A 25398-nucleotide genomic window follows, 5' to 3' on the forward strand; every position below is an offset into this window, starting at 1 on the left:
TCGGAGGAATGGTTCTATGCTGAGCAGATTGCGAGCGTCACATTCTGTCCGCCGAACCCAAAGGAGTTGCTGACCGCTGCCCCGACCCGAGTGCGGAGAGCCTCCGTGACCACGTCAAGATGAATCTCGGGATCAATACTTTGAAGGTTGGCAGTCGCGGGAATGATCCCTGATTCAATGGTTCGTGCCGTGATGATCGCTTCGACGGCTCCCGCCCCTCCGACCAAGTGCCCGAGCGCACCCTTCGGGGCGGTGACGTTGATGTCTTCCCCAAAAACTTCAACGAGCGCCTGTGCTTCAGCGCGATCCCCGACGACTGTCCCGGTCGCGTGGGCATTCACATGGTCAATGTCGTTCACCGTGAGATCACCCACTGTGAGTGCCTTGCGAATGGCGCGGACCTGCCCATGTCCGCTTGGTTCGGTGCCGGTGATGTGGTGCGCGTCCGCGGTGATGCCCCAACCGGCGAGCCAGGCGTGGACGCGGGCACCGCGTGCGGCAGCGTGCCTCTCACTCTCAAGGATCACGATCCCGGCACCCTCACCCAGCACGAAGCCTCTACGGTTGGCGTCGAATGGGCGGGAAAGACACGTGACGTCGCCGCCGTCGGGCTTCGCGAGCGCTTGCGCTTGCGCTTGCGCGAAGCCCGCCAGAGTAAGCGGGGTGATTGCCGCTTCAACACCACCTGCAATTACCGCATCCGCCTCGCCAGCCTCGATGAGTCGTGCTCCCAAGGCGATAGCCTCGGCTCCGGATGCGCAGGCCGAAGACGGAGTGTACACACCGGCCTTCGCGGAGTACTCGATACTGATCTGAGCCGAGGCACCGTTGGGCATCAGCATGGGCACGGCGCGTGGAGAAACACGACGCGCACCCCGGCTCTCGAGCACGTCATCCTGCTCAAGGAGTGTCTCTACGCCACCAACACCAGTGCCCACTGCGACAGCCAGACGTTCGGGGTCTATGTCGCAAAGGCCTGCATCAAGCCATGCCTCTCTGGTCGCAGCAAGCGCTAACTGCTGGCTGCGGTCAAGCTGCCGTGCGCGAACGCGACTGAGCACCACTTCGAGATCAGTCGTTACCGGAGCGGCGACACGCACCGGGAGACTGGCCCATGTGTCGCCGAGGCCGTCGAGTTCACAAATGCCAGAGCGCCCCTCAAGCAACCCGGACCACAGGGCTTCTACATCAGCCCCCAGCGGGGTTACCGCCCCGTACCCCGTCATTGCAATTCGCATCAAGACTCTCCCTAACTTGTATGATGATCAAGTTGAACTGTATCACATACAATTGATGCGTGAGCGATAAGAACCAGCGCAAGCAAGTGGTGCGAGGAGCGGGCACGCGCCGTAGAATTCGTGCCGCAGCAATGACGCTCTTCACAGACCGCAAGTTTGTAGAGGTCACAATGAGCGAGTTGGCAAAGGCGGCTGGGGTGTATCCCAACCAGATCACTCATCACTTTGGGTCCAAGGATGCACTGTACGTTGATGTCGCATTCGGGTTGCTTCTGCGAGATACGGAGCGGCTGCAGAAAGCCGGGCGTAGAGCCAGCACGCCGGATGCCATGAAGCGAGTCCTTGCCCGAACTGCTCTGACCATGCCGTCAATAACGGTTGTAGTGAGCGCCCTCGCACTCGCGCGCGGGAACCCCACGCTGCAGCCAGAAGTTGAAGCTGGACTCAATGTCCTGTTTCGCCAGTCAGAGCAGTTCTTAGTAAGAAAGCTATGGGAGCAGCACTGGACGATAGACCAAGACATCGACCGCGCCACGAAAACCTTTTGGAGCGCCGTTTTCGGGGCTGTGATCATCTCCCAGGCCGGTTTTCCCGGAGGTCCCTCATCGGTCGATGTGGCCGCCACATTGTCCATTCACGCCGCTGATGAAGCGCAAAGAGGTGATGCTGAATGAACAGCTACGCGAACGACTCTTGCCAGCGAATGATTCCACAAACAGCTGACCGTGTTCGTGCTCGCTAGCTATTCGCCCTCGCACTATCTAACAGAGCACGAAGTCGCCCGCGGGTACGGGCTCGTCGAATATCTAAATCAGCTTGTCCCGAATTGAACTGCGCGACGGTCGAGCAAGAGATCGGGCAACTTCGTGTGACACAATTGGATACACCGACATTTCACGGCGCCGTGGTGTACGAGGAGATACATGCTAACGGATTTCTTACGAGATCAAGCATTCGCGGTCGCCTGGTTGTCCATGATGGCCGCTGCATGGCTCGGGTGGTCCCAGGAAGACCCCAAACCTCGGCTCCGAGGCGCCCTCGGTACGGGTTCAGTGCTGGGAATGCTTATCGCGATAGCTGCCGGGCTCCTCGTATGGCGCAATTGGACAACACCAACTGCTCTCGAGGGTCGCTATTGGGTGTTTGGTCTCATTGTTCTTGCTGAAGCTGTGCTCATCGGTGTCGGATGTATTTTTCTCGCCCGGCGGGGATTGACTCGCTGGTACGGGTGGTGGATCGGGATATGTGTGGCGTTGCATTTTATTCCCCTGGCATGGATATTCGAAGACTGGTCCTACCTTGTGCTCGCTGTTGTTCAAGTCGCCGGTCTCGTCACCATGTTTCCACCTCTGAAGCGTGGTACGTATGCGACCAGCCGCTGGGCATGCCCCTGGATTGCTTTGACGTTTCTCGTCTTCGCGATTGCGTCCGGAATCATCTTGCTACTTCGCTACGGATACCCCGTGTAAGGCAGTCCTGTACCCGTAAATGTGCAAGACGGCTCCTAAGACTTCAACCAACTTTCCAACTCCGGATCCCACAAGACCGCCGATGACTGTGTGAGAGTCGTTGTCTCGCCCCCAGAAGGCCGAGATCGTCTTTGACACCGTCGTTCGACCGAAGAGAGGTAGACCATCATGTCAGCCCTGGCCGCACCTGGCCTCAGCGCTATCCGTGACTCACTCCGGTGCCCGATCTGCGCCGGTCGCCTCGAACTGACACCGGGGGCACTGCGTTGTCGTCAGCGACACACCTTCAACATCGCTCGGCACGGCTACGTCAGCCTACTGTCTGGGACTAATGCGATCAGCGGGGATGATGCGCCGATGATCCAAGCTCGAGAACGTTTCCTCGCGACCGGCGCCTACGAGCCGATACGCCGGGCCGTCTCGACGATGGTGTCTCATACGATCCCTCGTGATGGCATAGTTCTCGATGTTGGCTGTGGTACCGGCTACTACCTCGCCGGTGCGCTCGACAAAGTGACCGGGGCTCGCGGCCTGGGGCTTGACTCCTCGGTGCGTGCGCTGCGGGTCGCTGCGCGCGTCCACGAGCGAGCAGCCGCAGCGAGCTGGGACGTGTTCCGCCCGTATCCGTTGGCCGACCAGTCGGTGGATGCTGTGCTGAACATGTTCGCTCCGCGCAACCCCGGCGAGTTTCACCGGGTCCTCCGCCCGAACGGCAGCCTGATCGTGGTGCGTCCGACGGTCGACCACCTGGCCGAGTTGCGCCGCGATGTGCCCGACTCGGTGACTATCGATGTTTCCAAGGAGCAACGCCTGCATGACGCCCTGGCACCGTTCTTCGAACAGGAGCGAGATCAACACGTCGGCTACATCGCAGAGATTGAACCGCAAACGGCTCGCGATCTGCTCGGAATGACGCCGAGTGCGCGGCACATCACCCCGGCAGAGGTCTCGGACGACGACCTGCCCGAGCGAGTCACCATATCCGTGCTTGTCAGCTCATACCGGCTACGGGAGACTTGACTGGTGGCAGAGCGATCCCGTCGCATCGGGATGGCACCTTAGCGCGGTTATCGAGATCGCCGTGAGGCGCATGTCTCACGGATCATCAGGAGGGCGCAGAGAACGTAGAGCGCTGCGGCGCAGATCCAGAGGGTGCCGTCTGCATTCGTTCGGGTGAGTGCGAAAATGCCGGTGAAGGTGACCGGGCCGATGATCGAGGTGAGGCTGTTCAGGCTTGCAAGTGTTCCCTGCAGGCGTCCCTGCTGCTGCTCGGGCGCGCGTCTCGAGAGCAGCGTCTGCAGTGCGGGCAACGTGATGCTGCCGAGTCCGAGCGCTGCGAGGATCGGTAGCATCGCCCATGTGCTGGCGATGAGGGCAAGGCCGATGAGCCCAATGGCGTCTGCGGCGATACCGACGAGGATCGCCCGGGTCTCGCCGATCCGGGACACGATGCGTCCGGTCAGTGCCGCCTGCACGAATACTTGCACCATTCCGAAGATGGATAGCGAAACGCCGACTTCGACGGGGTTCCAGTCGAGGCGCTGCTGCGTGAAGAGCACCCAGGTGGAGCCTGGTGCTTGGCCGATGAACTGCACGATGCCGAAGACTGCGAGAAGGATAAGCATCCCCGGCACTGCGGTTCGCTTCGCCGTACCGGGTTGCTGTGCGTGCGAGCCGTTGCTGCCCGGTGGCCGCGTCTCACGCAGAAGACTCGCGCTGAGTACGAGGGTGATTCCGGCGAGCGCGGCGGCGACGAGGAATGGCAGATGCGGTGAGACCCCGCCGAAAAGACCGCCAATGGCGGGACCCGCGATCATGCCACCGCCGTAGCATGCGCCGAGCCACCCGTAGCGTTTTGCGCGCTGATCCGGCGGAGTAATGTCGGCGATCACCGTCGCGGTGACGGCGTTCGTGGCGCCGGTAATGCCTGCAACCGCGCGGGCGAGGTAAAAGACCCACAGCGTGTCCGTCAGTGCGAGCACGAGGTAGTCGATCGTCGCGCCTGCGAGGGAGGCGACAAGCACGCGGCGGCGTCCGAAACGGTCAGAGAGTCGGCCAAGGATCGGGGCGCAAAGAAACTGCATGATCGCATAGAGCGCTGTCAGTAGTCCGACGTGCAGTGGGATCATGTCGTCGGGGGCACCGACCTGGTCGAGAAGGGTAGGCAAGATCGGCATCACGAGGCCCAGCCCTGCAGCATCGAGGGTCGCCGTGATGAGCACGGCTGTCAGGATTCCACGATGAGAGTAGCGAGCAGTCACTTTATCTAAGATAAAGTTATCGATGATAAAGTGCAACTATGACTCACCACCGGAAGCGTCTCGACCGCACGTCCGTGTTGCTCGGGGCCCGGCAGGTGCTCGACGAGACTGGGCTCGATGGCTTCACCACTCGCGCGCTGGCGGCTCACTTACAGGTACAGCAGCCCGGCCTCTACTGGCACTTCCGCACGAAGGCCGAACTCCTCGCAGCGCTGGCGAGCGACGTGCTTGACCGAGAGCATCACGCTTCCTTCCCCGAGTCCGACGAGAAATGGGACGCATTTCTCTTGCGAAACGCAAGAAGTTTCCGCCACGCACTACACGCGGTCCGTGACGGTGCGCGTCTCCACGCTGAGCACCACCGCAGACCATCCGGCGACGACACCGACGAAGGAGCTGAGGCTTCCGGTCAGCAAGTCGGGCTTCTCGTGTCTCAGGGATTCGATGAACAGACAGCCATCAGCATGCTCATCGCGGTCAGCCGATACACCGTCGGTGTCGTACTGGAGGAGCAAACCGCAGAGGTCGGCAATGCGAGCGTTCCTGAACGCGACCGGGAATTCGATTTCGGCCTGACAGCACTGATCGACGGATTCTCTCACTCCCGCACAGCGTCATTGACCTCGAGCGAATCGTGACCTCATTCGACGCTCAGCGGGTTCGCGCGAGACGGGAAAAGATCCCGTCCACCATAAGCGCCAGACCGCGCTCATAGGCACGATCAAGATCGAGGGCATAACCCGAGCCGATCAAGGATTTCAGCGCGGCGTGGTTCTCATTCGAACTGAGTTGCTCGAGTTTGTCGATACGCTCATCGATCCAGGTATCTGCATCGACACCGGTGATAGATTCTGCCTCTGTTTCGGGCTCGAGCAAAATTGCCGTGCCTCGCGCCTGCGTGAAGAGCAGAATGTGCGTCTCCATCGCTTCTTCGGCACTGATACCCGCCCGAGTGAGTGTTCGAATCACCCACTCTGCGAAGACGAGTGCTGCGGGCACTAATTGCGGGCGTGTGACGGAAAGCTGCGGAGCAAGCCACGGATGCCGTCGGAACACTCGCCACAGCTCTCGATGTCCGCGGATCAGATCTTCACGCCAGGTCCCGACTTCATCACCCGCAGACCAATCGCGAAGCGCACGATCCATCATCGCGAAAAGCAGATGTTCCTGGCTCGGGTAGAACCGATATAGCGTGGCCGACCCCATATGGACCACATTCGCGACCCTCCGCATCGAAAGCGAGTCAATACCCTCGACATCGGCGATGGAAACAGCGGCAGTTACGATGCGTTCCGCAACGGCATCATCTGCTTCCGGCACCGGACGCTGCACATGCTGCCGCCGTTGTGGGTGCTGGGGTGCGTCTCGTGAGCTGCGCCCACCCCTTGCCCCTGGTGCCGTTGTCGCGACGACCGTTCCGACACCGGGCACCGGTGTCGCCAGTCCCTCGGATCGCAGTAGTGCGTGCACACGACTGGCCGTTGCAATTGCGACATTCCACGTACCAGTGATCTCCCTGGCAGAAGGAAGCATCTCCCCGGGCCGCAATTCTCCAGCAAATATCTGCGCCCGCAGCTCGGCAGCGATCTCCGCAGATGACGTTCCCACCCTTGCCATCCTGTACTAGAACACCAGCGTTGGCAAGCGATGAGAACCTTGCCATTCCGTCACAGTGGAGCAGGTCTCAGCATCGCTGTACTAGTACGAGCTTGCTCACCATCTCAGGCCTTCCTTAGGTTTGGCGTCATGAATATGAATGAACGACGAGTACTCATCTCTGGCGCAAGCATCGCAGGACTGGCATGCGCCTACTGGCTTCGAAGGCACGGATTCTCCGTCACGATCGTCGAGATCGCTCCCAGCCCAGGGCCCGGCGGTCAAGCCGTCGACCTGCGCGGCGCCGGACGCACAGTCATCGACCGTATGGGGCTGCTCAATGGGGCGCGTGCGATCGGCCTCGAGCAGGCGGGCATGTCCTGGGTCGACGCACACGGCCAGACACGCGCCGCCATGCCGACGGATGCGTTCGGGAGAAGGATTCATCTCGGAGATCGAGATCCTCCGCGGCGATCTCGTCGACCTGCTCTACCAACAGCTCGGTGACGGTATCGAGTGGATCTTCAACGACACCATCACCGAGCTCGCGCAGAGTTCGAACTACGTGAATGTCACGTTCCGTGGCGCACGCCCACAGCGTTTCGATTTCGTCATCGGCGCCGACGGCTTACATTCGGCAGTTCGGACGGCCGCTTTTGGGCGGGAAGAGGACTTCGTCCATCCGCTCGGGCTGTACACGGCATGGTTCACCGCTCCGGCGTTCGAAGAACTCGACAACTGGTATCAGTTGTACAACCACACCGGCGGACTCGTGGCCTCGATCAGGCCCGGGAGCCAGCCAAGTGAGTCCAAAGCAGCGCTGAGCTTTCGTACCCGCCCCGGAGAGAGGGTCGGCCACGACCGACGCGACCGCGCCTCCCAGATCGCACTCCTGGAAGATCGGTTCGGTGGTGTCGGATGGCATGTTCCGCGGCTGCTCGAGGCCGCGCGCTCGGCATCGGATTTCTCGTTCGATGAGATGGGGAAGGTTCAACTGTCTCGCTGGTGGAATGGCCCAAGCTCTCTATGCACTTCGCGCGTTCTTTAGCAATATCGGGTAGACATCAGTCGAGGGGCACTCCGCCTGAGACAGACGGCGACTGCCCCTGAGAACGACGTCACGCCACCGGAAGTGAGGGGCCCGTCTGCCAATTCACGCGGCATCCTTCGGAAGTCATTCAACACTCAACATTCAACGCTCGCTATGCCGCCGAGGTCAACATGAACTCTTTGCACACTGCCTCTTGCCAGCACTTTTTCTTGCCATCGCCGATCGTGTGTAACGGTGAGGACTGCCCCTGGGTAATCGCGTAGCGCGTCTTCCATTTGCTCGACAAGTTCCGGTGAAAGGTGGTTCGTGGGTTCGTCGAGGAACAAAATATCACTGGGCGCGGACACCGCAACGGCGACTTCCATGCGTCGACGTTGCCCAACGGACAACTTGTTCATCTGTAGTTCCAGGTCACGTGGCGAGAAGAGCCCCAGTGCGAGAAGCGTTTCTGCTGCGTCCCCCGCATAGGAGTGTGTTGCCTCGGCAAACGCTTCCAAAAGGGTGCTTCCGATCTCGCCCGCGGGTTCCTGCCGGAGCCATGCTATGCGAAGGTCGGGTGTCCCCCATATCTCGCCTTCTTGCAGGGGGAACTCGCCGGCAAGCGCGCGCAGGAGCGTGGTCTTCCCCGCTCCGTTTGGTCCCGCGATGAGCCAACGGTCGCCCTCGTGAACTTCGAGCGAGTCGAGCAGCAGCCCCGGTTGTCCGATGCTCGCCCTGTTGCGTAGCGAATGCGCGGCTAGGAGTAGTGTTTGCTCGGGCATCGCGTCGGGGTCCTGGACGAGCGACCGGTTTGTGAAGGCGGGCGAAAAGCTCAGAAGGTCTGCGGGTCTTGACACTGGGTCTGCGTGCAATCGTGCCACGCGTTCCTTGGCTTGCCTGACTCTTCCTGTCGCGCCGTGGTCGCTGCTTCGAGCCCGGAAAGCACCGTGACCAAAGCTAGCTCTCTCTTGCTTGCGCGGAATTGCAGTGAGGCGGAACGAGTTCGAGGCCAACAATGCCTCACTCCGAGAGAGTTCCTGCCGCCACGTCTCGTACTGAGTGAGGAGGCGCTGTCGCTCTGTGTCGCGCGCGGCAAGGTATCCCGCGTAACCGTTGCCATACCTCCGGAGTTCCCCATCTTCCACGGCGACAATTTCTGTTGCTACTCGGTCGAGAAACGCCCGATCGTGAGTCACGACGACAAGCGCACCTCGATGTTCCGAGAGTCTCTCCTCTAACCATGCCACGCCCTTTTCGTCGAGGTCGTTCGTGGGTTCGTCGAGGAGGATCAAGTCCGATTGAGAGGACAGCGCCGCCGCGAGCGCTAGTCGCGTACGCTCGCCGCCGGATAGTGAACCCACGAGACGGGTGCGATCCAAACCTTCAAGGGAGAGTTGGTTGAGTGCAGCGTCGATTCTCTGGTCAACGCCGTACCCGTCTCTGGCCTCAAATTGATCTGTTAGTTCAGCCAGGTTGTTGAGGAGAGCAGGAAGTTCGGATTCAGCAGCATCCGCAATGCTATCGCTGATGTGCTGCATTGCCGCCTCGATCTCTCGAACCTCGACTAGCAACTCGTCTAGTGCGTTGGAGATCGTGGCTTCGGGTGGAAAGTGAGGTTGCTGCTCGGCAAGGACGAAGCCACCTGGAAGCTCGACGGTGCGCTCACCGGATTCCAGGGAAACGATTCCGGCGAGAACCTGCAGGAGGGTCGATTTTCCGGCGCCGTTGTCCCCGATGACCGCGAGTCGTTCGTGAGCCCCGACGCTGATATCGATGTTTCGGAACACCACATGGTCGGCGAAACGGACGGTGCCGTTCCGGATTGAGCAAATACGGTGATGGGTTTTAGTGGCACTCGTGTGCAGGTTGAACGGTGTTGAACGGGGCAAAGCGAACTCCTCTGCGCGACCGGCAGGCGGGAACACCAGCAGAATCGCAACAGGTGCGACTCGAAAACGGAGTCGCACGGTGTACGGGAACCTCGCGCCTGCAACGTACTACCGCCCGGCGCGCATAGGACCCACCACGGAGAGAGCTCAACGCGGCGTCCCGTACTAAAGAATCAGCGCACCCATGGCGCAAATTATACCACGCCGGGTCGCGCGATTCACCTAGCCTAGCCCGGAAGCATGGGGAACGACGTCCGTTGACACGTCGGCCAGCGGCTTGGCATTCTACGGAGGGTCAAGTAGCCTGACGTTTATGGGAACTTTGATTTTCGCGCGCTGATGGCGCTCTCTGGGGATAGCGACAGTCGCTCGTAGCGACCTGAGCGCTCTCTTTTTGAACCCAGATTGTTGACGCCATCGCACGGAGTGTCCACCGCACCCGCGCGCGCGTTCCCACCTCTTTCAGTGTTCGTTGTGACGTCGGGTGCTCCAATTCCCATGACTCTTGGAGCGCTCACATGCGATTTCAATCAACCTTTGGCGGCCGTCATGAACTCGGCCAGAACTTTCTCCGTAGTCCCAGCACCATTGACCGTTTCATTGCGGTCGTTCGCGATACAGAAGGGAGCATCCTTGAAGTAGGTGCCGGCGATGGTGCCATCACGCGGAAACTGTCTCTACTAAATCGAGATATCACCGCAATCGATGTTGATGAACAACTTGTCAAACGTTTGCAGCGGGATATTCCTACAGTTCGAGTCGAGCGTGCCGACGCTCTGCGTTTCTCACTCGACTTTCCGGTCATAGTGGGGAACATCCCCTTCAACCTGACGACCCCAATTCTGCGCCGCCTGCTTAAATCATCCACCTGGAACTATGCAGTTCTACTGACACAGTGGGAAGTCGCACGGAAGCGGGCTGGCGTCGGCGGATGCACGATGATGACTGCACAAGCCGCTCCCTGGTATGTATTCGAGTTGCGTGGTCGAGTACCAGCACGCCATTTCGCACCGCAGCCAAGCGTAGACGGTGGAATTCTCCACATAGCTCGCCGCGAAAAACCCCTCGTGTCTTCAGCGGAACGGCGCAACTATGAGAGCTTCGTGCGTGCAGCGTTCACCGGCAGAGGTCGCACTCTCCCACAGATCCTTGGCCGAGCGAGTGGAGCGCCAAGCAACCAGGCATCCCGAGTGCTCAGTGAGCTGTCACTCGGGGATGTTCGCCTGCCACGCGATCTCCGGGCTGATACATGGGCCGTGTTGTGGTCCCGCCTTACCCAACGCCGGCAACCGCACGACCAAGAGGGAGCAAGACGGGACTTTCGACAATGAACTCGCCGCGGATTTGGCTCGCTACTTTGGGCGCCGATTTGCCGAGGATCAGTGAGGACTCACTCGTGGCGAGTCCGACAGGTGCAATTGCGTCCGCCAACGACAACGGAGGCGTACATGGACGAGCCAGGAGCTCGACGTGGTGCCAAGGTTAGTGAGAACACGCGGTAGCGAGTTTTCACCAGTCGTGGCTCGCTTAGGGACCATGCATCGCCCTCTCGGGCCCCGTGCGTTCGACTGCGCCCAGATGGCGGTTGTTCGCGCGGGGTCCGCAATTCTGTTCGGAAAGTTCGGTGACCACTATCTCAATATCGGTGACGTTGCGCTGATCTCTCCCTGTACCCTGTTCCGTGTCGAGCCGGAACCATGGGTCACCATAACCACACTGTACGTGGACAACGACTATCTGGTCGATCAGATCTTCTGGCAGTACGCTGCGCACTTCACCGATCGGCTCGACACCCAGACCTTCCTCGATGCCCAAGATACTGACCCGATTCATGTAGTGCGCCTCGGGGAAAACCGAGCTAGCTTGCTTACGCCATGGCTGGACGAACTAACCGCCCTAAGCACGAATGGCCTGTTGCCGGAGCGGTTCTACCGGCTCCAAGCGCTCCTGTTCTGCATCTTCGACATCGTCGTGCCAACGCTCGACGATGGAGGTATCGTGCCTCGTGGCCGGACAAGTGTGCTGCCGCGTTTGCCACGGCGCCGCGCGTTCTCACCAGTGCAGGAAGAAGCGCGCCTGGCTGCTCGAATGCTTCGCGACGGGCTCGCCGAGGAGTGGGGCCCGACCCCCGGAAAGTAGACACCGTGGGGTGAACAAAAGTAGGTGTAAGCCTATCAGACCTTAAGCGGCTTGGGACTCGAACTCATCGGGAGTTTGGTACCCGCACCAAGTGTGCCGACGGCACGTGTTGTAGCGCACGCACCACCGGAAGACGTCTCTGCGGCAGATCAGTTGATTGGCGAAGGTCTTCGCATCTTTGAGGACCTCCCGCTTTAAAGCTGCGTTGAACGACTCGGCGAGCGAATTATCCGCGCTGGTTCCCACCGCGCCCATCGACTGGGCAACGCCCAAGCGCTTGCATGTTGCCTGGAACTGCGACGAGGTATACACGCTTCCATGATCCGAGTGGAAAATCGCACCATCAAGACCTCCTCGCAGGTGGGAAGCGTTTTCGAGGGCCTCTTCTACCAGTTCGGTACGCATGTGATTTGCGATAGCAAAGCCGACAAGCTTGCGAGAAAAGCAATCAATCACTGTTGCTAAGTACATGTTCGCCCCGTCTGCGATCGGCAGATACGTAATATCGCCAACCAACACACGATTGGCAGCACAGGCTGTGAAATCACGGTTCACCAAGTCTGCGAACACGCGCCGGCCTTTGTCACGCGCAGTGGTCTTGACCCTGCGCTTCTTTTGAAATCCGAACAGGTTCTGGGCCCGCATCAAACGAGCCACTCTCTTGCGATTGATGCGCTTAGCCGGAGGTGTAGTGCCGTTGTCGCGCTTGCGGTCGTTGAGTTCAGCAGTGATGCGACGAGCGCCCCAGACGCCGTTTTCAGCGTCGAAAATTGCCTGGATCTCCGCGGCCACCACAGCGTCATCTACAAGGCGCGCACGGCGCCGTGGAGCCGAGTTCTTCCACTTGTAATACGAAGACCGATTTAGCCCCAGGACTGTGCACATCCGCTTGACCGAGTAGTCGGCGAGATTGTCGTCAACGAACTGGAAGCGGATCACCAGGTCGTCTCTTCCGCAAAATACTTCGCGGCCTTACGCAGAATATCGCGCTCTTCACGAAGCCTTTTGTTTTCGCGTTCTAGCTGGCGGATTCTTTCCGCATCAGCAAGCTTTTCTACGGGTGACGCTGCATCTTCATCCTTGGCGACGTTAGTGCCGAATTGCTTGTACCAGCATCCCAAAGTCGAGCGATTGATTCCGAGTTCTTCTGCGACCTTGCGCATTGAGGTATCCGGGTTCGACTCGAACATCGCGACGGCGTCGCGCTTGAACTGTTCCGTGTAAACCTTGCGGGGCATGGTGGTAGATTACCTTCCTTCCCAACCACACTGGCTGGAATCAGAGGTGTCTACCTAACGGGGGTCAGGTCCGTGGACGCTAGACCGGCTCGCCGCTTCAGTGCATTTGTCACGGTCGAGGCTCGGCCGGGTGTTTCGCGAAGCGTTCGGCAAGACCCCGATCGCCTACTTGACAATGCTGCGGGCCGAGCGAATGGCTGAACTTTTGCGCACCACCGACGCGCCAATCGCTACGATTGCATCTCAGTTGGGATGGCCTGACCCAGACTATGCCGGGCGGCTTTTCAAACAGAGTGTGGGCTACTCGCCCCGCCAGTACAGGGCTCTAAGTCGCCGTATCCCGGCCGCCGAGTGATCCAGACGAAAGCGGCTTGATCCCGGACCATTGCGTCGCAATTCGTGTTTTTCGTGTCCGGATCTGCGCTTTCAGGTAGACCGGATCGGACTCGTCGGGTCTGTTCAGCTCTCTAGCGGTCGCTCACTTTCGTTTGCCGTCCGTCTCGATTGCGTTTCCTGATTCCCTTCGCGCACCTTCTGGTCGCAGAGGTTACCCGTCGTGTGTGGGTGCCTGCGGAAGGAGAACGGCGATGGTAACCAGCGAGGAAGCGCGGGCAGTGCGCGATGCGAAACTCCATACTCTGCATGAACAGCTTGCCGGTGCGGTGGAGTCGTTGGTGTCGGGTGAGGACTGGAAACAGGCGTTGGAGTTCGCGGCCAGGTTCCGTGCCCGATCGTTCAACAACACGCTACTAATTTTCGCGCAGCATCAGGCCGCGTTCGAGGCGGGCCGAGTGCCCGAGCCGGTACCGACATTTGTGGCGGGGTTCAAGCAGTGGCAGACGCTCGGCCGGCAAGTCGAGAAGGGGCAGTCGGGGTACATGATCCTCGCCCCTGTGTCCGGTAGATTTGCGTCATTCACACCGAAGGTGGCGGAGTCATGGCGCAGGTTGGGCCGGTTTGAGAAACCGAAGCCGGGTGAGACCGTACGGTCCCGCATGGTCGGAGTTCGCCCCGCCTACGTGTGGGACGTCTCTCAAACTGATGGTGGGCCTATCCCGACACCACCATCACCCCGACTCCTCGAAGGCGAAGCGCCTGACGGGCTCCGGGAAGGCGTCGCACGACAGATCGAGGCGGAGGGTTTCACGGTAGTATGGGTGCCGCATGAAGGCATGATCCACGGCGCGAACGGCCTTACCGATTTCGGTGCTCGAACCGTGGCGGTGCGGGAGAACATGCCCGAGGCGGCACAAGTGAAGACCCTCGTGCATGAGCTCGCCCATGTTCTCCTGCATGGCCCGGAGAACCCGGACGCTTCTGGGCATCGCGGGATCAGCGAGGTGGAGGCCGACTCAGTCGCGTTGATGGTCGCAGCTTCTCATGGCATGGATACCAGCGACTACACGATCCCGTATGTGTCAGGCTGGGCGGCGACCGTGCCGGAGAAGTCCCCAGTCGAAGTCGTCCAAGCCACTGGTGAGCGAGTCAGGAAAACATCGGCAGCGATCCTCGACCAGCTTCCTACCGTGCAGATCAGTAATGGCGAGCCGCCCGGACTCACCCGCGACACCCTGGTAAAGCAGCACACTGTGCGCGCGGCGCAACCTGATGTTGATCCATTAGTTGAGGAACCACTTCGTACGGTGTCGGCTTCGGTGAGGAGCATGTGATGGATACCGTCGACTTACTCACCGAAGTGGGCGGGATGCCTCCCCGTGACGCAGCTCTCCGTTTTGCTGTGGCCGGAGTGCCAGTGTTTCCCTGCGTACCCGGCGCGAAACGCCCGCTGGTTCGTCACGGATTCCATGATGCGACCGCTGATACTGCACAAGTTGCATCATGGTGGGTGCGATGGCCGACCGCGAATATTGGTATCCCCACCGGTAGGGCCTCGGGTGTGGATGTCGTTGATATTGATGTGCATCCCACCGGCACCGGGTTCCCGGCATTTCGTGCGGTACATCATGACGGGTATGCAGTCGGGTGGACGGCTTTGGTGCGCACCCCGTCGGGTGGTCTCCATGCCTACTTTCCGGCGCACCCGACCCGGGTGCAGCCGTCGTGGCAAGCAGCTCGCTCGTATATCGATTTCCGTGGCGACGGTGGCTACATCATCGCCCCGCCGTCTACGGTGCTGCGCCCTGACGGGGTTCGTGCACCGTACCGACTCATCGTGTCTTCCGGCCAGGCAGGCACCCCAATAGATGCGACACGACTGCGAAAATATTTGGACCCGCGCCCAGCCGTCACCGCGCCTCACCCCGTCTCGAACGATTTTCGACGCGCGAACCCGAAAGTGCTTGCGGGGTGGGTCGCTGATCGTGCAGAGGGTGAACGGAACCGTGGACTGTTCTGGGCTGCATGCCGACTGGTGGAGGCCGGAGTATCACCTGCCGACACAATGGAGGCCTTGGGGCCAGCTGCCGCGCAGGCTGGTCTTCCGGCTCGGGAGATTGAATCCACGATCCGGTCCGCGTACCGAGCCAATCAGCCAGTAGCGCCCCGCAGCCCCACTCTGCTCGCTACAGATCGTGCGTACGCTGTGTCGCCTCATTCAGGGCGGCGGCTGACATGAATGTTGAGGTTCGTTCTGGTCGCCGGTTGGCAGTGGTCACAGCGATCACTGGCACCGTGTTTATTGCGGCAGGCGCATTCTGGCTTTCGTTTACTGCGCTTGCCGACCTAGCGCACCGATCTGGAATCGCGGAGGGTCAAGCGTGGGCGTGGCCGTTGATAGTGGACGGCATCATCGTTGTTGCGACCGTCGCGGTGGTTGCACTTGCGGGGCAACAGCGCCCGGCTTGGTATCCATGGACGCTGCTTGCAGCCGGCGCGCTGGTATCGGTCACCGCAAATGCAATTCATGCGGTGATTGCTGCTGACACTGACGTGCCGAGCGTGCTCGCCGCAAGCGTTGCTGCCGTACCTCCGTTGGTGTTGCTCGCGATCACGCACCTCACCGTCATCCTTACCAAACCTCTGCACCACCGGGCATCCCAAATGGAGCCAGTGGTCGAAACTGCACCACCCCTGGCAGTATCCGCAGAAAGCGCACCCCTGATACCTGTCAGCAGTGCACTACCTCCAGGGGACCCGTTTTCAGTACGGGAGCGCGACGCCGCACCGTTTCCGGGCACCACAGTCTCGGGCCGGAGACGTCGGGAAGTTGCGTCGCAGTTAAGGGAGACCGAGGGCTGGTCAAATAAGCAGATCGCCAAGCACTTGGGTGTGCACCCGTCAACAGTGGGCCGCTGGTTCACCCCCACTGAACCGGTTGTGCGTGAAGCGTTAGAGCGTCCATGATGAATGATCTACAGATCCCGCACCAGGAATATCCCGAGCAAGCCCCCGTCGCCGCGGTTCCCGACACCACGACAGCAGTTGCTGGTGGTGCTGTGCAGGACGCAGAACGGTCAGCTTTGGCCGTGCACCAGGACCCGTCACTTGTACGTCCGCACCCCAATTCCAAGGTCGGGCGTGGCCTCGAATGGGTGCACCCTACTGCCGGTTGCGGCGCTCGGCGGCATGATTTGGGGGTCGATCGCCGACCCTCGCGATGGCTGGACCGGCACATTCTTCCCCGTCGAGAACAACGAGCCGCCGTGGAACTTCGGGCTGGGCTGGGCCGCCGTGACGGTCTGGCTGCTCATCATGGTCGGCGTGCTCGTCGTCAGGTTGAGCGTCTTCCGTGGCCTGCGGGCCGAGAACCGGTGGGTCTTCGAGCACGGCGTGCCGTATTCGATCCACCGGTCGTCCGTGGACTACGACGACGGTGAGACGAGCGGGTGGCCGACATACATTGCGCTGAATCATCGACTCGACGGCTCTGTTGCAAAGATTGGCGGCAGTCAGAGGTAGGCTGTCGCTCTGCGCCGATCAGGCGGCTGCTGCGAAATGGTGGTTGAGCATGCCCATGGCCTCCGTCAGCGCCGAGGGCCCAATGCCAAAAGCTCTCTCCACAAGGCGCACCTCGCCCCTGATGCCGGGCTGCAGGCACCAGGGGCGAGCCTGTCCTTTGCGCAGGGCTCGCATGACTTCGAATCCCTTGATCGTGGCATAGGCCGTGGGGATCGATTTGAAACCGCGCACCGGCTTGATCAGTATCTTGAGCTTTCCGTGATCGGCCTCGATCACGTTATTGAGATACTTCACCTGCCGGTGGGCCGTCTCCCGGTCCAGCTTTCCTTCGCGCTTCAATTCGGTGATCGCTGCACCATAGCTCGGCGCTTTGTCGGTATTGAGCGTGGCAGGCTTTTCCCAGTGCTTCAGGCCTCGCAGGGCCTTGCCCAGGAACCGCTTCGCTGCCTTGGCGCTGCGGGTCGGCGACAGGTAGAAATCGATCGTGTCGCCCCGCTTGTCGACTGCCCGGTACAGGTAGGTCCACTTGCCCCGCACCTTGACGTAGGTTTCATCCAGGCGCCAGCTCGGATCAAAGCCACGCCGCCAGAACCAGCGCAGCCGCTTCTCCATCTCCGGGGCGTAGCACTGGACCCAGCGATAGATCGTCGTATGGTCGACCGAAATGCCGCGTTCCGCCAGCATTTCCTCAAGGTCGCGATAGCTGATCGGATAGCGACAATACCAGCGCACCGCCCACAGGATCACATCACCCTGGAAATGGCGCCACTTGAAATCCGTCATCGTTCCGTCCGTCCAATCTCCGCCAAGCATGCTCAAGCTTCACGATTTTTGCAACAGAGCCCACACGAGTATTGAGCATAGTCGAGATTGGTGCAGATCACTTCTGATATTGAACTGTCAGGAGCTGGCTGCACAACAGCCATTACGCCCAATCAACTGGTGCAGTCGTCTTCTGAAAATGACATTTGGTATCTCTCATAAACGGATGTTTTTGAGAGAACTATCTTCGGCCTTCACACGCACGAAAGGCGGCGAAGCTCCGCCGTTAATCCGTCCGCCGGAGATCTCGCCCAGGCAGGCTGAAGGCCGAGCAAGCCTGACAGGCCCGAAAAGCCCGGCACGGGCGTCGGCGGCGATGACGGCGGCGGCATTATCCAGGGTTGATGATGGAAGTGGAGGATATCGACAACCTCTCGCGCAACCAAGACATCGCGGTCGGACTGCAAGTGATCTTGAAGCCACGGGCCCGTCCCACCCCGACATGGACCTCGATGCCCGAACGGACGTTAGATTTCGAGTTCTAGGCGTTCTGCGATGAAGGTTGGATCCCAGCCGGGATTGAAAGTGTCGACGTGGGTGAATCCGAGCCGCTCGTATAGGCCACGCAGGTTCGGGTGGCAGTCGAGCCGCAGCTTGGCGCACCCCTGCGTTCGCGCGGCATGGCGGCAAGCCTCGATCAGCGCGGAGCTGACACCCCGGCCCGCATGTGTCCGTCGCACCGCGAGCTTGTGCAGATATGCGGCCTCCCCCTTGAGGGCGTCGGGCCAGAACTCGGGATCCTCGGCCGACAAGGTGCAACAGCCGACGATGCCGTCGCTGCAACTCGCGACTAGGAGCTCGGATCTCAGGACGAAGGTCTCCGCGAATGTCCGGTCGATCCGCGCGACGTCCCAGGCGGGCGTTCCCTTGGCGGACATCCACGCCGCAGCGTCGTGCATCAGCCGCACAACCTCGTCGATATCACCCGAGCAGGCGACCCGAACGTTCGGAGGCTCCTCGCTGTCCATTCGCTCCCCTGGCGCGGTATGAACCGCCGCCTCATAGTGCAGTTTGATCCTGACGAGCCCAGCATGTCTGCGCCCACCTTCGCGGAACCTGACCAGGGTCCGCTAGCGGGCGGCCGGAAGGTGAATGCTAGGCATGATCTAACCCTCGGTCTCTGGCGTCGCGACTGCGAAATTTCGCGAGGGTTTCCGAGAAGGTGATTGCGCTTCGCAGATCTCCAGGCGCGTGGGTGCGGACGTAGTCAGCGCCATTGCCGATCGCGTGAAGTTCCGCCGCAAGGCTCGCTGGACCCAGATCCTTTACAGGAAGGCCAACGGTGGCGCCCAAGAAGGATTTCCGCGACACCGAGACCAATAGCGGAAGCCCCAACGCCGACTTCAGCTTTTGAAGGTTCGACAGCACGTGCAGCGATGTTTCCGGTGCGGGGCTCAAGAAAAATCCCATCCCCGGATCGAGGATGAGCCGGTCGGCAGCGACCCCGCTCCGTCGCAAGGCGGAAACCCGCGCCTCGAAGAACCGCACAATCTCGTCGAGCGCGTCTTCGGGTCGAAGGTGACCGGTGCGGGTGGCGATGCCATCCCGCTGCGCTGAGTGCATAACCACCAGCCTGCAGTCCGCCTCAGCAATATCGGGATAGAGCGCAGGGTCAGGAAATCCTTGGATATCGTTCAGGTAGCCCACGCCGCGCTTGAGCGCATAGCGCTGGGTTTCCGGTTGGAAGCTGTCGATTGAAACACGGTGCATCTGATCGGACAGGGCGTCTAAGAGCGGCGCAATACGTCTGATCTCATCGGCCGGCGATACAGGCCTCGCGTCCGGATGGCTGGCGGCCGGTCCGACATCCACGACGTCTGATCCGACTCGCAGCATTTCGATCGCCGCGGTGACAGCGCCGGCGGGGTCTAGCTGTGATGTCCAGGGACGTTGTTCTGGCCCCCGCCCGTAATGACACCGTGCCGATTCAAGAAGTATCTGTCCAGACCGCTCGCCATTGAAGGCATGTTAGAGTTTGGGGCATGTCGAGTCCCGAATCAGACAGGTCAGGGGTTGTCGGTCACACCGCCAGCCCCTTGAACCACTAGTTACGACGCCCACGATCTGTGTGGGCGTATGTCTGGCGTACCCGGGGCGCTGGCCGTGGTGACAAGAAGAACCATTTCTTGATCTCACACCTCGGAGTACTCGATGCCTTTTGCCCTCTACATGCTTGCCCTGGCGGTCTTCGTCATGGGCACTTCAGAATTCATGCTCGCGGGATTGCTCCCCGCGATCGCGACCGAACTTGACGTCTCGGTCGGCACTGCGGGCCTGCTGACCTCCGCATTCGCAGTCGGTATGGTCGTCGGCGCGCCAGTGATGGCGGCATTCGCTCGCCGTTGGCCACCGCGGCTCACATTGATCGTTTGCCTTCTCGTGTTCGCGGGAAGCCACGTCATCGGAGCGATGACACCAGTGTTCTCTCTCCTGCTCATCACCCGGGTGCTCAGCGCTCTCGCAAACGCAGGATTCCTCGCCGTAGCACTGAGCACGGCCACTACCCTCGTGCCAGCGAACCAGAAGGGGCGTGCACTGTCGATCCTGCTCTCCGGCACGACGATCGCAACCGTCGTGGGCGTCCCCGCCGGGGCACTGCTCGGCACAGCGCTGGGCTGGCGAACGACGTTCTGGGCGATCGCCATCCTCTGTATTCCCGCGGCCGTTGGAGTCATTCGTGGCGTCACGAACAATGTTGGTCGGAGCGAGACTAGCGCGACCTCACCAAGGCTCCGTGTCGAGCTCAGCCAGTTGGCGACGCCGCGGCTCATCCTGGCCATGGTACTCGGAGCGCTGATCAACGGAGGGACCTTTGCGGCATTCACCTTCCTGGCACCCATCGTGACCGAGACCGCGGGCTTGGCCGAAGCGTGGGTGTCCGTCGCGCTGGTGATGTTCGGCATCGGATCGTTCCTTGGCGTCACGATCGCAGGACGACTATCAGATCAACGACCTGGCCTCGTGCTCGCAGTCGGCGGACCGCTATTGCTGACAGGCTGGATCGTGTTGGCAGTGGTCGCATCTCATCCCGTCGCGCTTATCGTCCTCGTCCTCGTTCAGGGATTCCTGTCGTTCGGCGTCGGCAGTACTCTGATCACGCGTGTGCTGTATGCAGCATCGGGTGCGCCAACGATGGGCGGTTCGTACGCAACCGCAGCATTGAATATCGGAGCTGCAGCGGGGCCCGTGCTTGGTGCGCTCGGGCTCGCGACCGGGCTGGGGCTGCTCGCGCCGGTTTGGGTCGCTTCGGTGCTGACAGCGATCGCTCTCGTCATCATGCTTCTCACCAGACGCGCGCTTACGAAGACCGCGGCGGAGGCCAATTGATGACCCATCCGAACGCTCTTCTCACTCCTCGTGCCCGTCTCCGGTTAGCCCGGCTGATTGTCGAAGACGGCTATCCGGCCACGATCGCCGCAAAGATGTTCATGGTCTCCCCGATCACTGCCCGGAAATGGGCAGGCCGCTACCGGGAAGAGGGTGAGTTTGGGATGCAGGATCGCTCCAGCAAGCCGCACCGGATCCCAGGCAGGACGCCCGAGCATGTCAAGAAGAAGATCATCAACCTGCGCTGGCGGCTTCGACTGGGGCCAGCCCAGATCGCTGCGCGACTTGGTCTCTCGACGTCGACTGTTCACGCGGTCCTCGTCCGTTGCCGCGTGAACCGCCTCTCGCATATCGATCGTGTCACTGGCGAGCCATTGCGGCGATATGAGCATCCTCATCCGGGATCGTTGATTCATGTCGATGTCACGAAGTTCGGCAACATCCCCGACGGCGGTGGACATCGTTACGTAGGTCGGCAGCAAGGCGCACGGAACAAGCTCGCGACTCCGGGATTACCACGAGGAAAAGATCACAAGCCGCGCACCGGGACGGCGTTCGTTCACACAGTCATCGACGACCACTCCCGCGTCGCATACGCAGAAATCTGGTCGGATGAGCAGGCGAGCACAGCGGTGGGAGTTCTCGAACGCGCCGTGGCCTGGTTCGCCGAACGAGGCGTGACCGTCGAGCGAGTCCTATCCGACAACGGGTCGGCATACAGATCCCACGCATGGAGGGACTTCTGCGCTCGGCTCGGCATCCGACACAAGCGGACACGCCCCTACCGGCCGCAGACGAACGGGAAGATCGAGCGATTCCACCGCACGCTCGGGGACGGCTGGGCCTATGCCAGGTTTTACGGTTCAGAGGCCGAACGACGCCTGGCGCTGCCCGGCTGGCTCCACTTCTACAACCACCACCGACACCACTCTGCGATTGGCGGCGTACCCTTCGACCGACTCAACAACGTCCCTGGACATCACATCTAGCCGCCGGCTCTCATCGAAGAAGGAGTCCTCGGTGAGATTCAGAATGCCGAACACCGTCACCATGGCGTCGGCCTCCGCAGCGACTTCCACGATGGGGATCGGGCGAGCAAAAAGGCAGCAATTATGAGCCCCATACCTACAAAGCCCCACGCATCAAGCTTTTGCCCATGAAGCAACCAGGCAATGGCTGTAATTATGACGACGCCGAGTCCCGACCAGACTGCATAAGCAACACCGACAGGGATGGATTTCAGAACCAGAGAAAGAAAATAAAATGCGATGCCATAACCGATTATGACAACGGCGGAAGGGGCAAGCTTAGTAAAGCCCTCGCTAGATTTTAATGCGGATGTTGCGATTACTTCGCCAACTATTGCGATAACAAGAAAAAGCCAGCCTTTCATGATATATCTCCCAATTTGTGTAGGGCTTATTATGCACGCTTAAAAATAATAAAAGCAGACTTGACCTGATAGTTTGGCTGTGAGCAATTATGTGCTTAGTGCATCTAACGCTTGAGTTAAGCCGCGCCGCGAAGCGGCGTCGGCTTGAACGAATTGTTAGACATTATTTGCCGACTACCTTGGTGATCTCGCCTTTCACGTAGTGAACAAATTCTTCCAACTGATCTGCGCGGGAGGCCAAGCGATCTTCTTCTTGTCCAAGATAAGCCTGTCTAGCTTCAAGTATGACGGGCTGATACTGGGCCGGCAGGCGCTCCATTGCCCAGTCGGCAGCGACATCCTTCGGCGCGATTTTGCCGGTTACTGCGCTGTACCAAATGCGGGACAACGTAAGCACTACATTTCGCTCATCGCCAGCCCAGTCGGGCGGCGAGTTCCATAGCGTTAAGGTTTCATTTAGCGCCTCAAATAGATCCTGTTCAGGAACCGGATCAAAGAGTTCCTCCGCCGCTGGACCTACCAAGGCAACGCTATGTTCTCTTGCTTTTGTCAGCAAGATAGCCAGATCAATGTCGATCGTGGCTGGCTCGAAGATACCTGCAAGAATGTCATTGCGCTGCCATTCTCCAAATTGCAGTTCGCGCTTAGCTGGATAACGCCACGGAATGATGTCGTCGTGCACAACAATGGTGACTTCTACAGCGCGGAGAATCTCGCTCTCTCCAGGGGAAGCCGAAGTTTCCAAAAGGTCGTTGATCAAAGCTCGCCGCGTTGTTTCATCAAGCCTTACGGTCACCGTAACCAGCAAATCAATATCACTGTGTGGCTTCAGGCCGCCATCCACTGCGGAGCCGTACAAATGTACGGCCAGCAACGTCGGTTCGAGATGGCGCTCGATGACGCCAACTACCTCTGATAGTTGAGTCGATACTTCGGCGATCACCGCTTCCCTCATGATGTTTAACGCCAGAATTAAGCCGTGCCGCGAAGCGGCGTCGGCTTGAATGAATTGTTAGACGGCAAACTCGCGCCAATACTTATGCAGACCAAAAATATTTGACGAGCACAGCAGAGGCATTGCTGTCTTAATTTTATCTAGTGGCCAGTTCCACCACTCCATCTCCATGAGCAATGAGATTTCCTCATCGGAGAAGCGCTTCTTAATTTGCTTTGCGGGATTTCCCCCGATGATGGCATAAGGCTCTACATCTTTTGTCACCAACGAGCGACTACCTATCACGGCACCGTCTCCAATTTTGATGCCAGGCATAATCATTGCCTCCGAGCCTATCCAGACATCATTGCCAATGACGGTATCACCTGCTCTTTGGAAGGCGTCGAGTGCTCTTGAGAAAGCAGGCTCCTCTTGCATATAGAAGAAGGGGAAGGATGATGCCCAGTCATGCCGATGCCCCTGATTGCCAGCCATGATGAAGGAAGCCCCGCTTCCTATAGAACAAAAGCTGCCAATGATCAATTTATCAACGTCATCACGATCTGGAAGCAAGTATCGCGCGCATTCATCAAATGAGTGCCCGTGATAGTAGCCAGAGTAATAGCTATACCGGCCTACTCTGATATTTGGATTTTTCACTTGCTCAGAAAGAAGTTCCCCTTTGAAAGGGCTGTTAAAGTAGTTTTTCATCAGAGTTCGTGGAACCTTTTCTTGCCGTCTAACGTTTGACATGAGGGGCGGCCAAGGGCGCCAGCCCTTGGACGTCCCCCTCGATGGAAGGGTTAGGCAACACTGCGTGTTCGCTCGAATGCCTGGCGTGTTTGAACCATGTACACGGCTGGACCATCTGGGGTGGTTACGGTACCTTGCCTCTCAAACCCCGCTTTCTCGTAGCATCGGATCGCTCGCAAGTTGCTCGGCGACGGGTCCGTTTGGATCTTGGTGACCTCGGGATCATTGAACAGCAACTCAACCAGAGCTCGAACCAGCTTGGTTCCCAAGCCTTTGCCCAGTTGTGATGCATTCGCCAGTGACTGGTCTATTCCGCGTACTCCTGGATCGGTTTCTTCTTCCCACCATCCGTCCCCGCTTCCAAGAGCAACGTACGACTGGGCATACCCAATCGGCTCTCCATTCAGCATTGCAATGTATGGAGTGACGGACTCTTGCGCTAAAACGCTTGGCAAGTACTGTTCCTGTACGTCAGCAAGTGTCGGGCGTGCTTCTTCTCCGCCCCACCACTCGACGATATGAGATCGATTTAGCCACTCATAGAGCATCGCAAGGTCATGCTCAGTCATGAGGCGCAGTGTGACGGAATCGTTGCTGTTGGTCACGATGCTGTACTTTGTGATGCCTAACTTTGTTTTAGGGCGACTGCCCTGCTGCGTAACATCGTTGCTGCTCCATAACATCAAACATCGACCCACGGCGTAACGCGCTTGCTGCTTGGATGCCCGAGGCATAGACTGTACAAAAAAACAGTCATAACAAGCCATGAAAACCGCCACTGCGCCGTTACCACCGCTGCGTTCGGTCAAGGTTCTGGACCAGTTGCGTGAGCGCATACGCTACTTGCATTACAGTTTACGAACCGAACAGGCTTATGTCAACTGGGTTCGTGCCTTCATCCGTTTCCACGGTGTGCGTCACCCGGCAACCTTGGGCAGCAGCGAAGTCGAGGCATTTCTGTCCTGGCTGGCGAACGAGCGCAAGGTTTCGGTCTCCACGCATCGTCAGGCATTGGCGGCCTTGCTGTTCTTCTACGGCAAGGTGCTGTGCACGGATCTGCCCTGGCTTCAGGAGATCGGAAGACCTCGGCCGTCGCGGCGCTTGCCGGTGGTGCTGACCCCGGATGAAGTGGTTCGCATCCTCGGTTTTCTGGAAGGCGAGCATCGTTTGTTCGCCCAGCTTCTGTATGGAACGGGCATGCGGATCAGTGAGGGTTTGCAACTGCGGGTCAAGGATCTGGATTTCGATCACGGCACGATCATCGTGCGGGAGGGCAAGGGCTCCAAGGATCGGGCCTTGATGTTACCCGAGAGCTTGGCACCCAGCCTGCGCGAGCAGCTGTCGCGTGCACGGGCATGGTGGCTGAAGGACCAGGCCGAGGGCCGCAGCGGCGTTGCGCTTCCCGACGCCCTTGAGCGGAAGTATCCGCGCGCCGGGCATTCCTGGCGGCT

24 protein-coding genes and 6 pseudogenes are annotated in these 25398 nt (G+C 59.7%); 17 read left to right on the forward strand and 13 right to left on the reverse strand.

Translation table 11 applies throughout. The features are described from left to right. Positions 1–14 precede the first annotated feature (14 nt). The gene (locus tag ACOPJ3_RS00270; RefSeq protein ID WP_427869873.1) at positions 15–1238 is read right to left on the reverse strand and encodes a beta-ketoacyl-[acyl-carrier-protein] synthase family protein; all 1224 of its coding nucleotides are present in this window, start codon (positions 1236–1238) and stop codon (positions 15–17) included. A 59-nt stretch (positions 1239–1297) separates the two neighbouring features. On the opposite strand from ACOPJ3_RS00270, the gene ACOPJ3_RS00275 reads away from it, so the two are divergent. From ACOPJ3_RS00275 to ACOPJ3_RS00285, 3 genes and pseudogenes are all read left to right on the forward strand, one after another. Continuing rightward, positions 1298–1912: a TetR/AcrR family transcriptional regulator C-terminal domain-containing protein gene (locus tag ACOPJ3_RS00275; protein ID WP_049620400.1), complete on the forward strand. Its 615-nt coding sequence runs from the start codon at positions 1298–1300 to the stop codon at positions 1910–1912. A 963-nt stretch (positions 1913–2875) separates the two neighbouring features. Then, a pseudogene (locus tag ACOPJ3_RS00280) lies at positions 2876–3016 on the forward strand (putative RNA methyltransferase); the annotation flags it as partial. A gap of 48 nt (positions 3017–3064) precedes the next feature. Continuing rightward, entirely contained in the window at positions 3065–3727 is a 663-nt protein-coding gene (locus ACOPJ3_RS00285; protein ID WP_197077863.1) for a methyltransferase domain-containing protein, read from the forward strand. Between the two features lie 47 nt (positions 3728–3774). Here ACOPJ3_RS00285 and tet(Z) read toward each other — a convergent pair whose 3' ends face one another. Then, complete coding sequence (tet(Z), locus tag ACOPJ3_RS00290) at positions 3775–4968, reverse strand: tetracycline efflux MFS transporter Tet(Z) (RefSeq protein ID WP_114950139.1); 1194 nt, start codon at positions 4966–4968, stop codon at positions 3775–3777. Between the two features lie 38 nt (positions 4969–5006). On the opposite strand from tet(Z), the gene ACOPJ3_RS00295 reads away from it, so the two are divergent. Beyond that, positions 5007–5606, forward strand: coding sequence for a TetR/AcrR family transcriptional regulator C-terminal domain-containing protein (locus tag ACOPJ3_RS00295; protein WP_010889966.1), 600 nt, complete (start codon positions 5007–5009; stop codon positions 5604–5606). A gap of 13 nt (positions 5607–5619) precedes the next feature. Here the strand turns inward: ACOPJ3_RS00295 and ACOPJ3_RS00300 are convergent, their stop codons facing one another. Both ACOPJ3_RS00300 and ACOPJ3_RS00305 read right to left on the reverse strand, forming a co-directional pair. Continuing rightward, on the reverse strand, positions 5620–6300 hold the full coding sequence (locus ACOPJ3_RS00300) for a TetR/AcrR family transcriptional regulator (RefSeq protein ID WP_049620402.1): 681 nt from the start codon (positions 6298–6300) through the stop codon (positions 5620–5622). 87 nt (positions 6301–6387) lie between these two features. Next, positions 6388–6585, reverse strand: a pseudogene (locus ACOPJ3_RS00305) (GntR family transcriptional regulator); the annotation flags it as partial. Between the two features lie 135 nt (positions 6586–6720). Here ACOPJ3_RS00305 and ACOPJ3_RS00310 point away from each other — a divergent pair. Then, entirely contained in the window at positions 6721–7071 is a 351-nt protein-coding gene (locus ACOPJ3_RS00310; protein WP_368607246.1) for an NAD(P)-binding protein, read from the forward strand. After that, entirely contained in the window at positions 6989–7612 is a 624-nt protein-coding gene (locus ACOPJ3_RS00315) for a hypothetical protein (protein WP_427869874.1), read from the forward strand. Before ACOPJ3_RS00310 ends, ACOPJ3_RS00315 begins: the two co-directional genes overlap by 83 nt. 137 nt (positions 7613–7749) lie before the next feature. On the opposite strand, the gene abc-f is transcribed toward ACOPJ3_RS00315, so the two are convergent. Then, positions 7750–9426 (reverse strand): ribosomal protection-like ABC-F family protein, encoded by a 1677-nt coding sequence (gene abc-f, locus ACOPJ3_RS00320; protein ID WP_373456802.1) that lies wholly within the window; start codon positions 9424–9426, stop codon positions 7750–7752. Positions 9427–10001: 575 nt separating this feature from the next. Between abc-f and erm the strand changes: the two genes are divergently transcribed. Then, entirely contained in the window at positions 10002–10814 is an 813-nt protein-coding gene (gene erm / locus ACOPJ3_RS00325; RefSeq protein WP_184453701.1) for a 23S ribosomal RNA methyltransferase Erm, read from the forward strand. Between the two features lie 247 nt (positions 10815–11061). Then, entirely contained in the window at positions 11062–11622 is a 561-nt protein-coding gene (locus ACOPJ3_RS00330; protein ID WP_427869875.1) for a hypothetical protein, read from the forward strand. A gap of 42 nt (positions 11623–11664) precedes the next feature. Here ACOPJ3_RS00330 and ACOPJ3_RS00335 read toward each other — a convergent pair. After that, positions 11665–12860, reverse strand: a protein-coding gene (locus tag ACOPJ3_RS00335) for an IS3 family transposase (RefSeq protein ID WP_226557223.1) whose coding sequence is annotated in 2 segments (ribosomal slippage) — positions 11665–12578 and positions 12578–12860 — 1197 coding nt in all. Because the reading frame shifts where the segments join, the coding sequence is not laid out codon by codon here. A gap of 79 nt (positions 12861–12939) precedes the next feature. On the opposite strand from ACOPJ3_RS00335, the pseudogene ACOPJ3_RS00340 reads away from it, so the two are divergent. The 5 genes and pseudogenes from ACOPJ3_RS00340 to ACOPJ3_RS00360 form a co-directional block, all read left to right on the forward strand. After that, a pseudogene (locus tag ACOPJ3_RS00340) lies at positions 12940–13215 on the forward strand (helix-turn-helix transcriptional regulator); the annotation flags it as partial. A 232-nt stretch (positions 13216–13447) separates the two neighbouring features. Next, complete coding sequence (locus ACOPJ3_RS00345; protein ID WP_257049980.1) at positions 13448–14530, forward strand: ImmA/IrrE family metallo-endopeptidase; 1083 nt, start codon at positions 13448–13450, stop codon at positions 14528–14530. Between the two features lie 35 nt (positions 14531–14565). Continuing rightward, entirely contained in the window at positions 14566–15435 is an 870-nt protein-coding gene (locus ACOPJ3_RS00350) for a bifunctional DNA primase/polymerase (RefSeq protein WP_257049982.1), read from the forward strand. Then, on the forward strand, positions 15432–16163 hold the full coding sequence (locus tag ACOPJ3_RS00355; protein ID WP_257049979.1) for a DUF2637 domain-containing protein: 732 nt from the start codon (positions 15432–15434) through the stop codon (positions 16161–16163). Before ACOPJ3_RS00350 ends, ACOPJ3_RS00355 begins: the two co-directional genes overlap by 4 nt. A 174-nt stretch (positions 16164–16337) precedes the next feature. Beyond that, positions 16338–16718: a hypothetical protein gene (locus ACOPJ3_RS00360; RefSeq protein ID WP_427869876.1), complete on the forward strand. Its 381-nt coding sequence runs from the start codon at positions 16338–16340 to the stop codon at positions 16716–16718. Positions 16719–16736: 18 nt separating this feature from the next. Here the strand turns inward: ACOPJ3_RS00360 and ACOPJ3_RS00365 are convergent, their stop codons facing one another. The 3 genes and pseudogenes from ACOPJ3_RS00365 to folP form a co-directional block, all read right to left on the reverse strand. After that, positions 16737–17501, reverse strand: coding sequence for an IS6-like element IS6100 family transposase (locus ACOPJ3_RS00365; RefSeq protein ID WP_001389365.1), 765 nt, complete (start codon positions 17499–17501; stop codon positions 16737–16739). A 506-nt stretch (positions 17502–18007) separates the two neighbouring features. After that, positions 18008–18508, reverse strand: coding sequence for a GNAT family N-acetyltransferase (locus ACOPJ3_RS00370; RefSeq protein ID WP_000376623.1), 501 nt, complete (start codon positions 18506–18508; stop codon positions 18008–18010). A 127-nt stretch (positions 18509–18635) separates the two neighbouring features. Then, positions 18636–19415 (reverse strand): annotated as a pseudogene (folP, locus tag ACOPJ3_RS00375) (dihydropteroate synthase); the annotation flags it as partial. Between the two features lie 201 nt (positions 19416–19616). On the opposite strand from folP, the gene ACOPJ3_RS00380 reads away from it, so the two are divergent. The 3 genes from ACOPJ3_RS00380 to ACOPJ3_RS00390 are packed head-to-tail and all read left to right on the forward strand — an operon-like array spanning position 19617 to position 21856. Next, positions 19617–19670, forward strand: coding sequence for a chloramphenicol resistance leader peptide (locus ACOPJ3_RS00380; protein WP_011113070.1), 54 nt, complete (start codon positions 19617–19619; stop codon positions 19668–19670). Between the two features lie 21 nt (positions 19671–19691). Continuing rightward, positions 19692–20867 carry a chloramphenicol efflux MFS transporter Cmx gene (gene cmx, locus ACOPJ3_RS00385; RefSeq protein WP_047217927.1) on the forward strand — a complete coding sequence of 392 codons (1176 nt, stop codon included), beginning with the start codon at positions 19692–19694 and terminating at the stop codon, positions 20865–20867. Next, the gene (locus tag ACOPJ3_RS00390; RefSeq protein ID WP_011273866.1) at positions 20867–21856 is read left to right on the forward strand and encodes an IS481-like element IS5564 family transposase; all 990 of its coding nucleotides are present in this window, start codon (positions 20867–20869) and stop codon (positions 21854–21856) included. The genes cmx and ACOPJ3_RS00390 overlap by 1 nt, the downstream gene beginning before the upstream one ends. A 56-nt stretch (positions 21857–21912) precedes the next feature. Here the strand turns inward: ACOPJ3_RS00390 and ACOPJ3_RS00395 are convergent, their stop codons facing one another. The 4 genes and pseudogenes from ACOPJ3_RS00395 to ACOPJ3_RS00410 all read right to left on the reverse strand — a co-directional run bounded on the left by ACOPJ3_RS00395 (position 21913) and on the right by ACOPJ3_RS00410 (position 24552). Beyond that, positions 21913–22260, reverse strand: a complete 348-nt coding sequence (locus tag ACOPJ3_RS00395) for a quaternary ammonium compound efflux SMR transporter QacE delta 1 (RefSeq protein ID WP_000679427.1) — start codon at positions 22258–22260, stop codon at positions 21913–21915. A gap of 116 nt (positions 22261–22376) precedes the next feature. Then, positions 22377–23215, reverse strand: a pseudogene (gene aadA1, locus ACOPJ3_RS00400) (ANT(3'')-Ia family aminoglycoside nucleotidyltransferase AadA1). 57 nt (positions 23216–23272) lie between these two features. Then, positions 23273–23905 carry a type B-3 chloramphenicol O-acetyltransferase CatB8 gene (locus ACOPJ3_RS00405; protein ID WP_002075262.1) on the reverse strand — a complete coding sequence of 211 codons (633 nt, stop codon included), beginning with the start codon at positions 23903–23905 and terminating at the stop codon, positions 23273–23275. A 92-nt stretch (positions 23906–23997) separates the two neighbouring features. Beyond that, positions 23998–24552, reverse strand: coding sequence for an aminoglycoside N-acetyltransferase AAC(6')-Ib' (locus ACOPJ3_RS00410; RefSeq protein ID WP_014454105.1), 555 nt, complete (start codon positions 24550–24552; stop codon positions 23998–24000). Between the two features lie 160 nt (positions 24553–24712). Here ACOPJ3_RS00410 and intI1 point away from each other — a divergent pair. Continuing rightward, positions 24713–25393, forward strand: a pseudogene (intI1, locus tag ACOPJ3_RS00415) (class 1 integron integrase IntI1); the annotation flags it as partial. Positions 25394–25398 lie beyond the last annotated feature (5 nt).

It is taken from the genome of Leucobacter luti, assembly GCF_050310065.1.
Lineage (GTDB): Bacteria > Actinomycetota > Actinomycetes > Actinomycetales > Microbacteriaceae > Leucobacter > Leucobacter luti_B.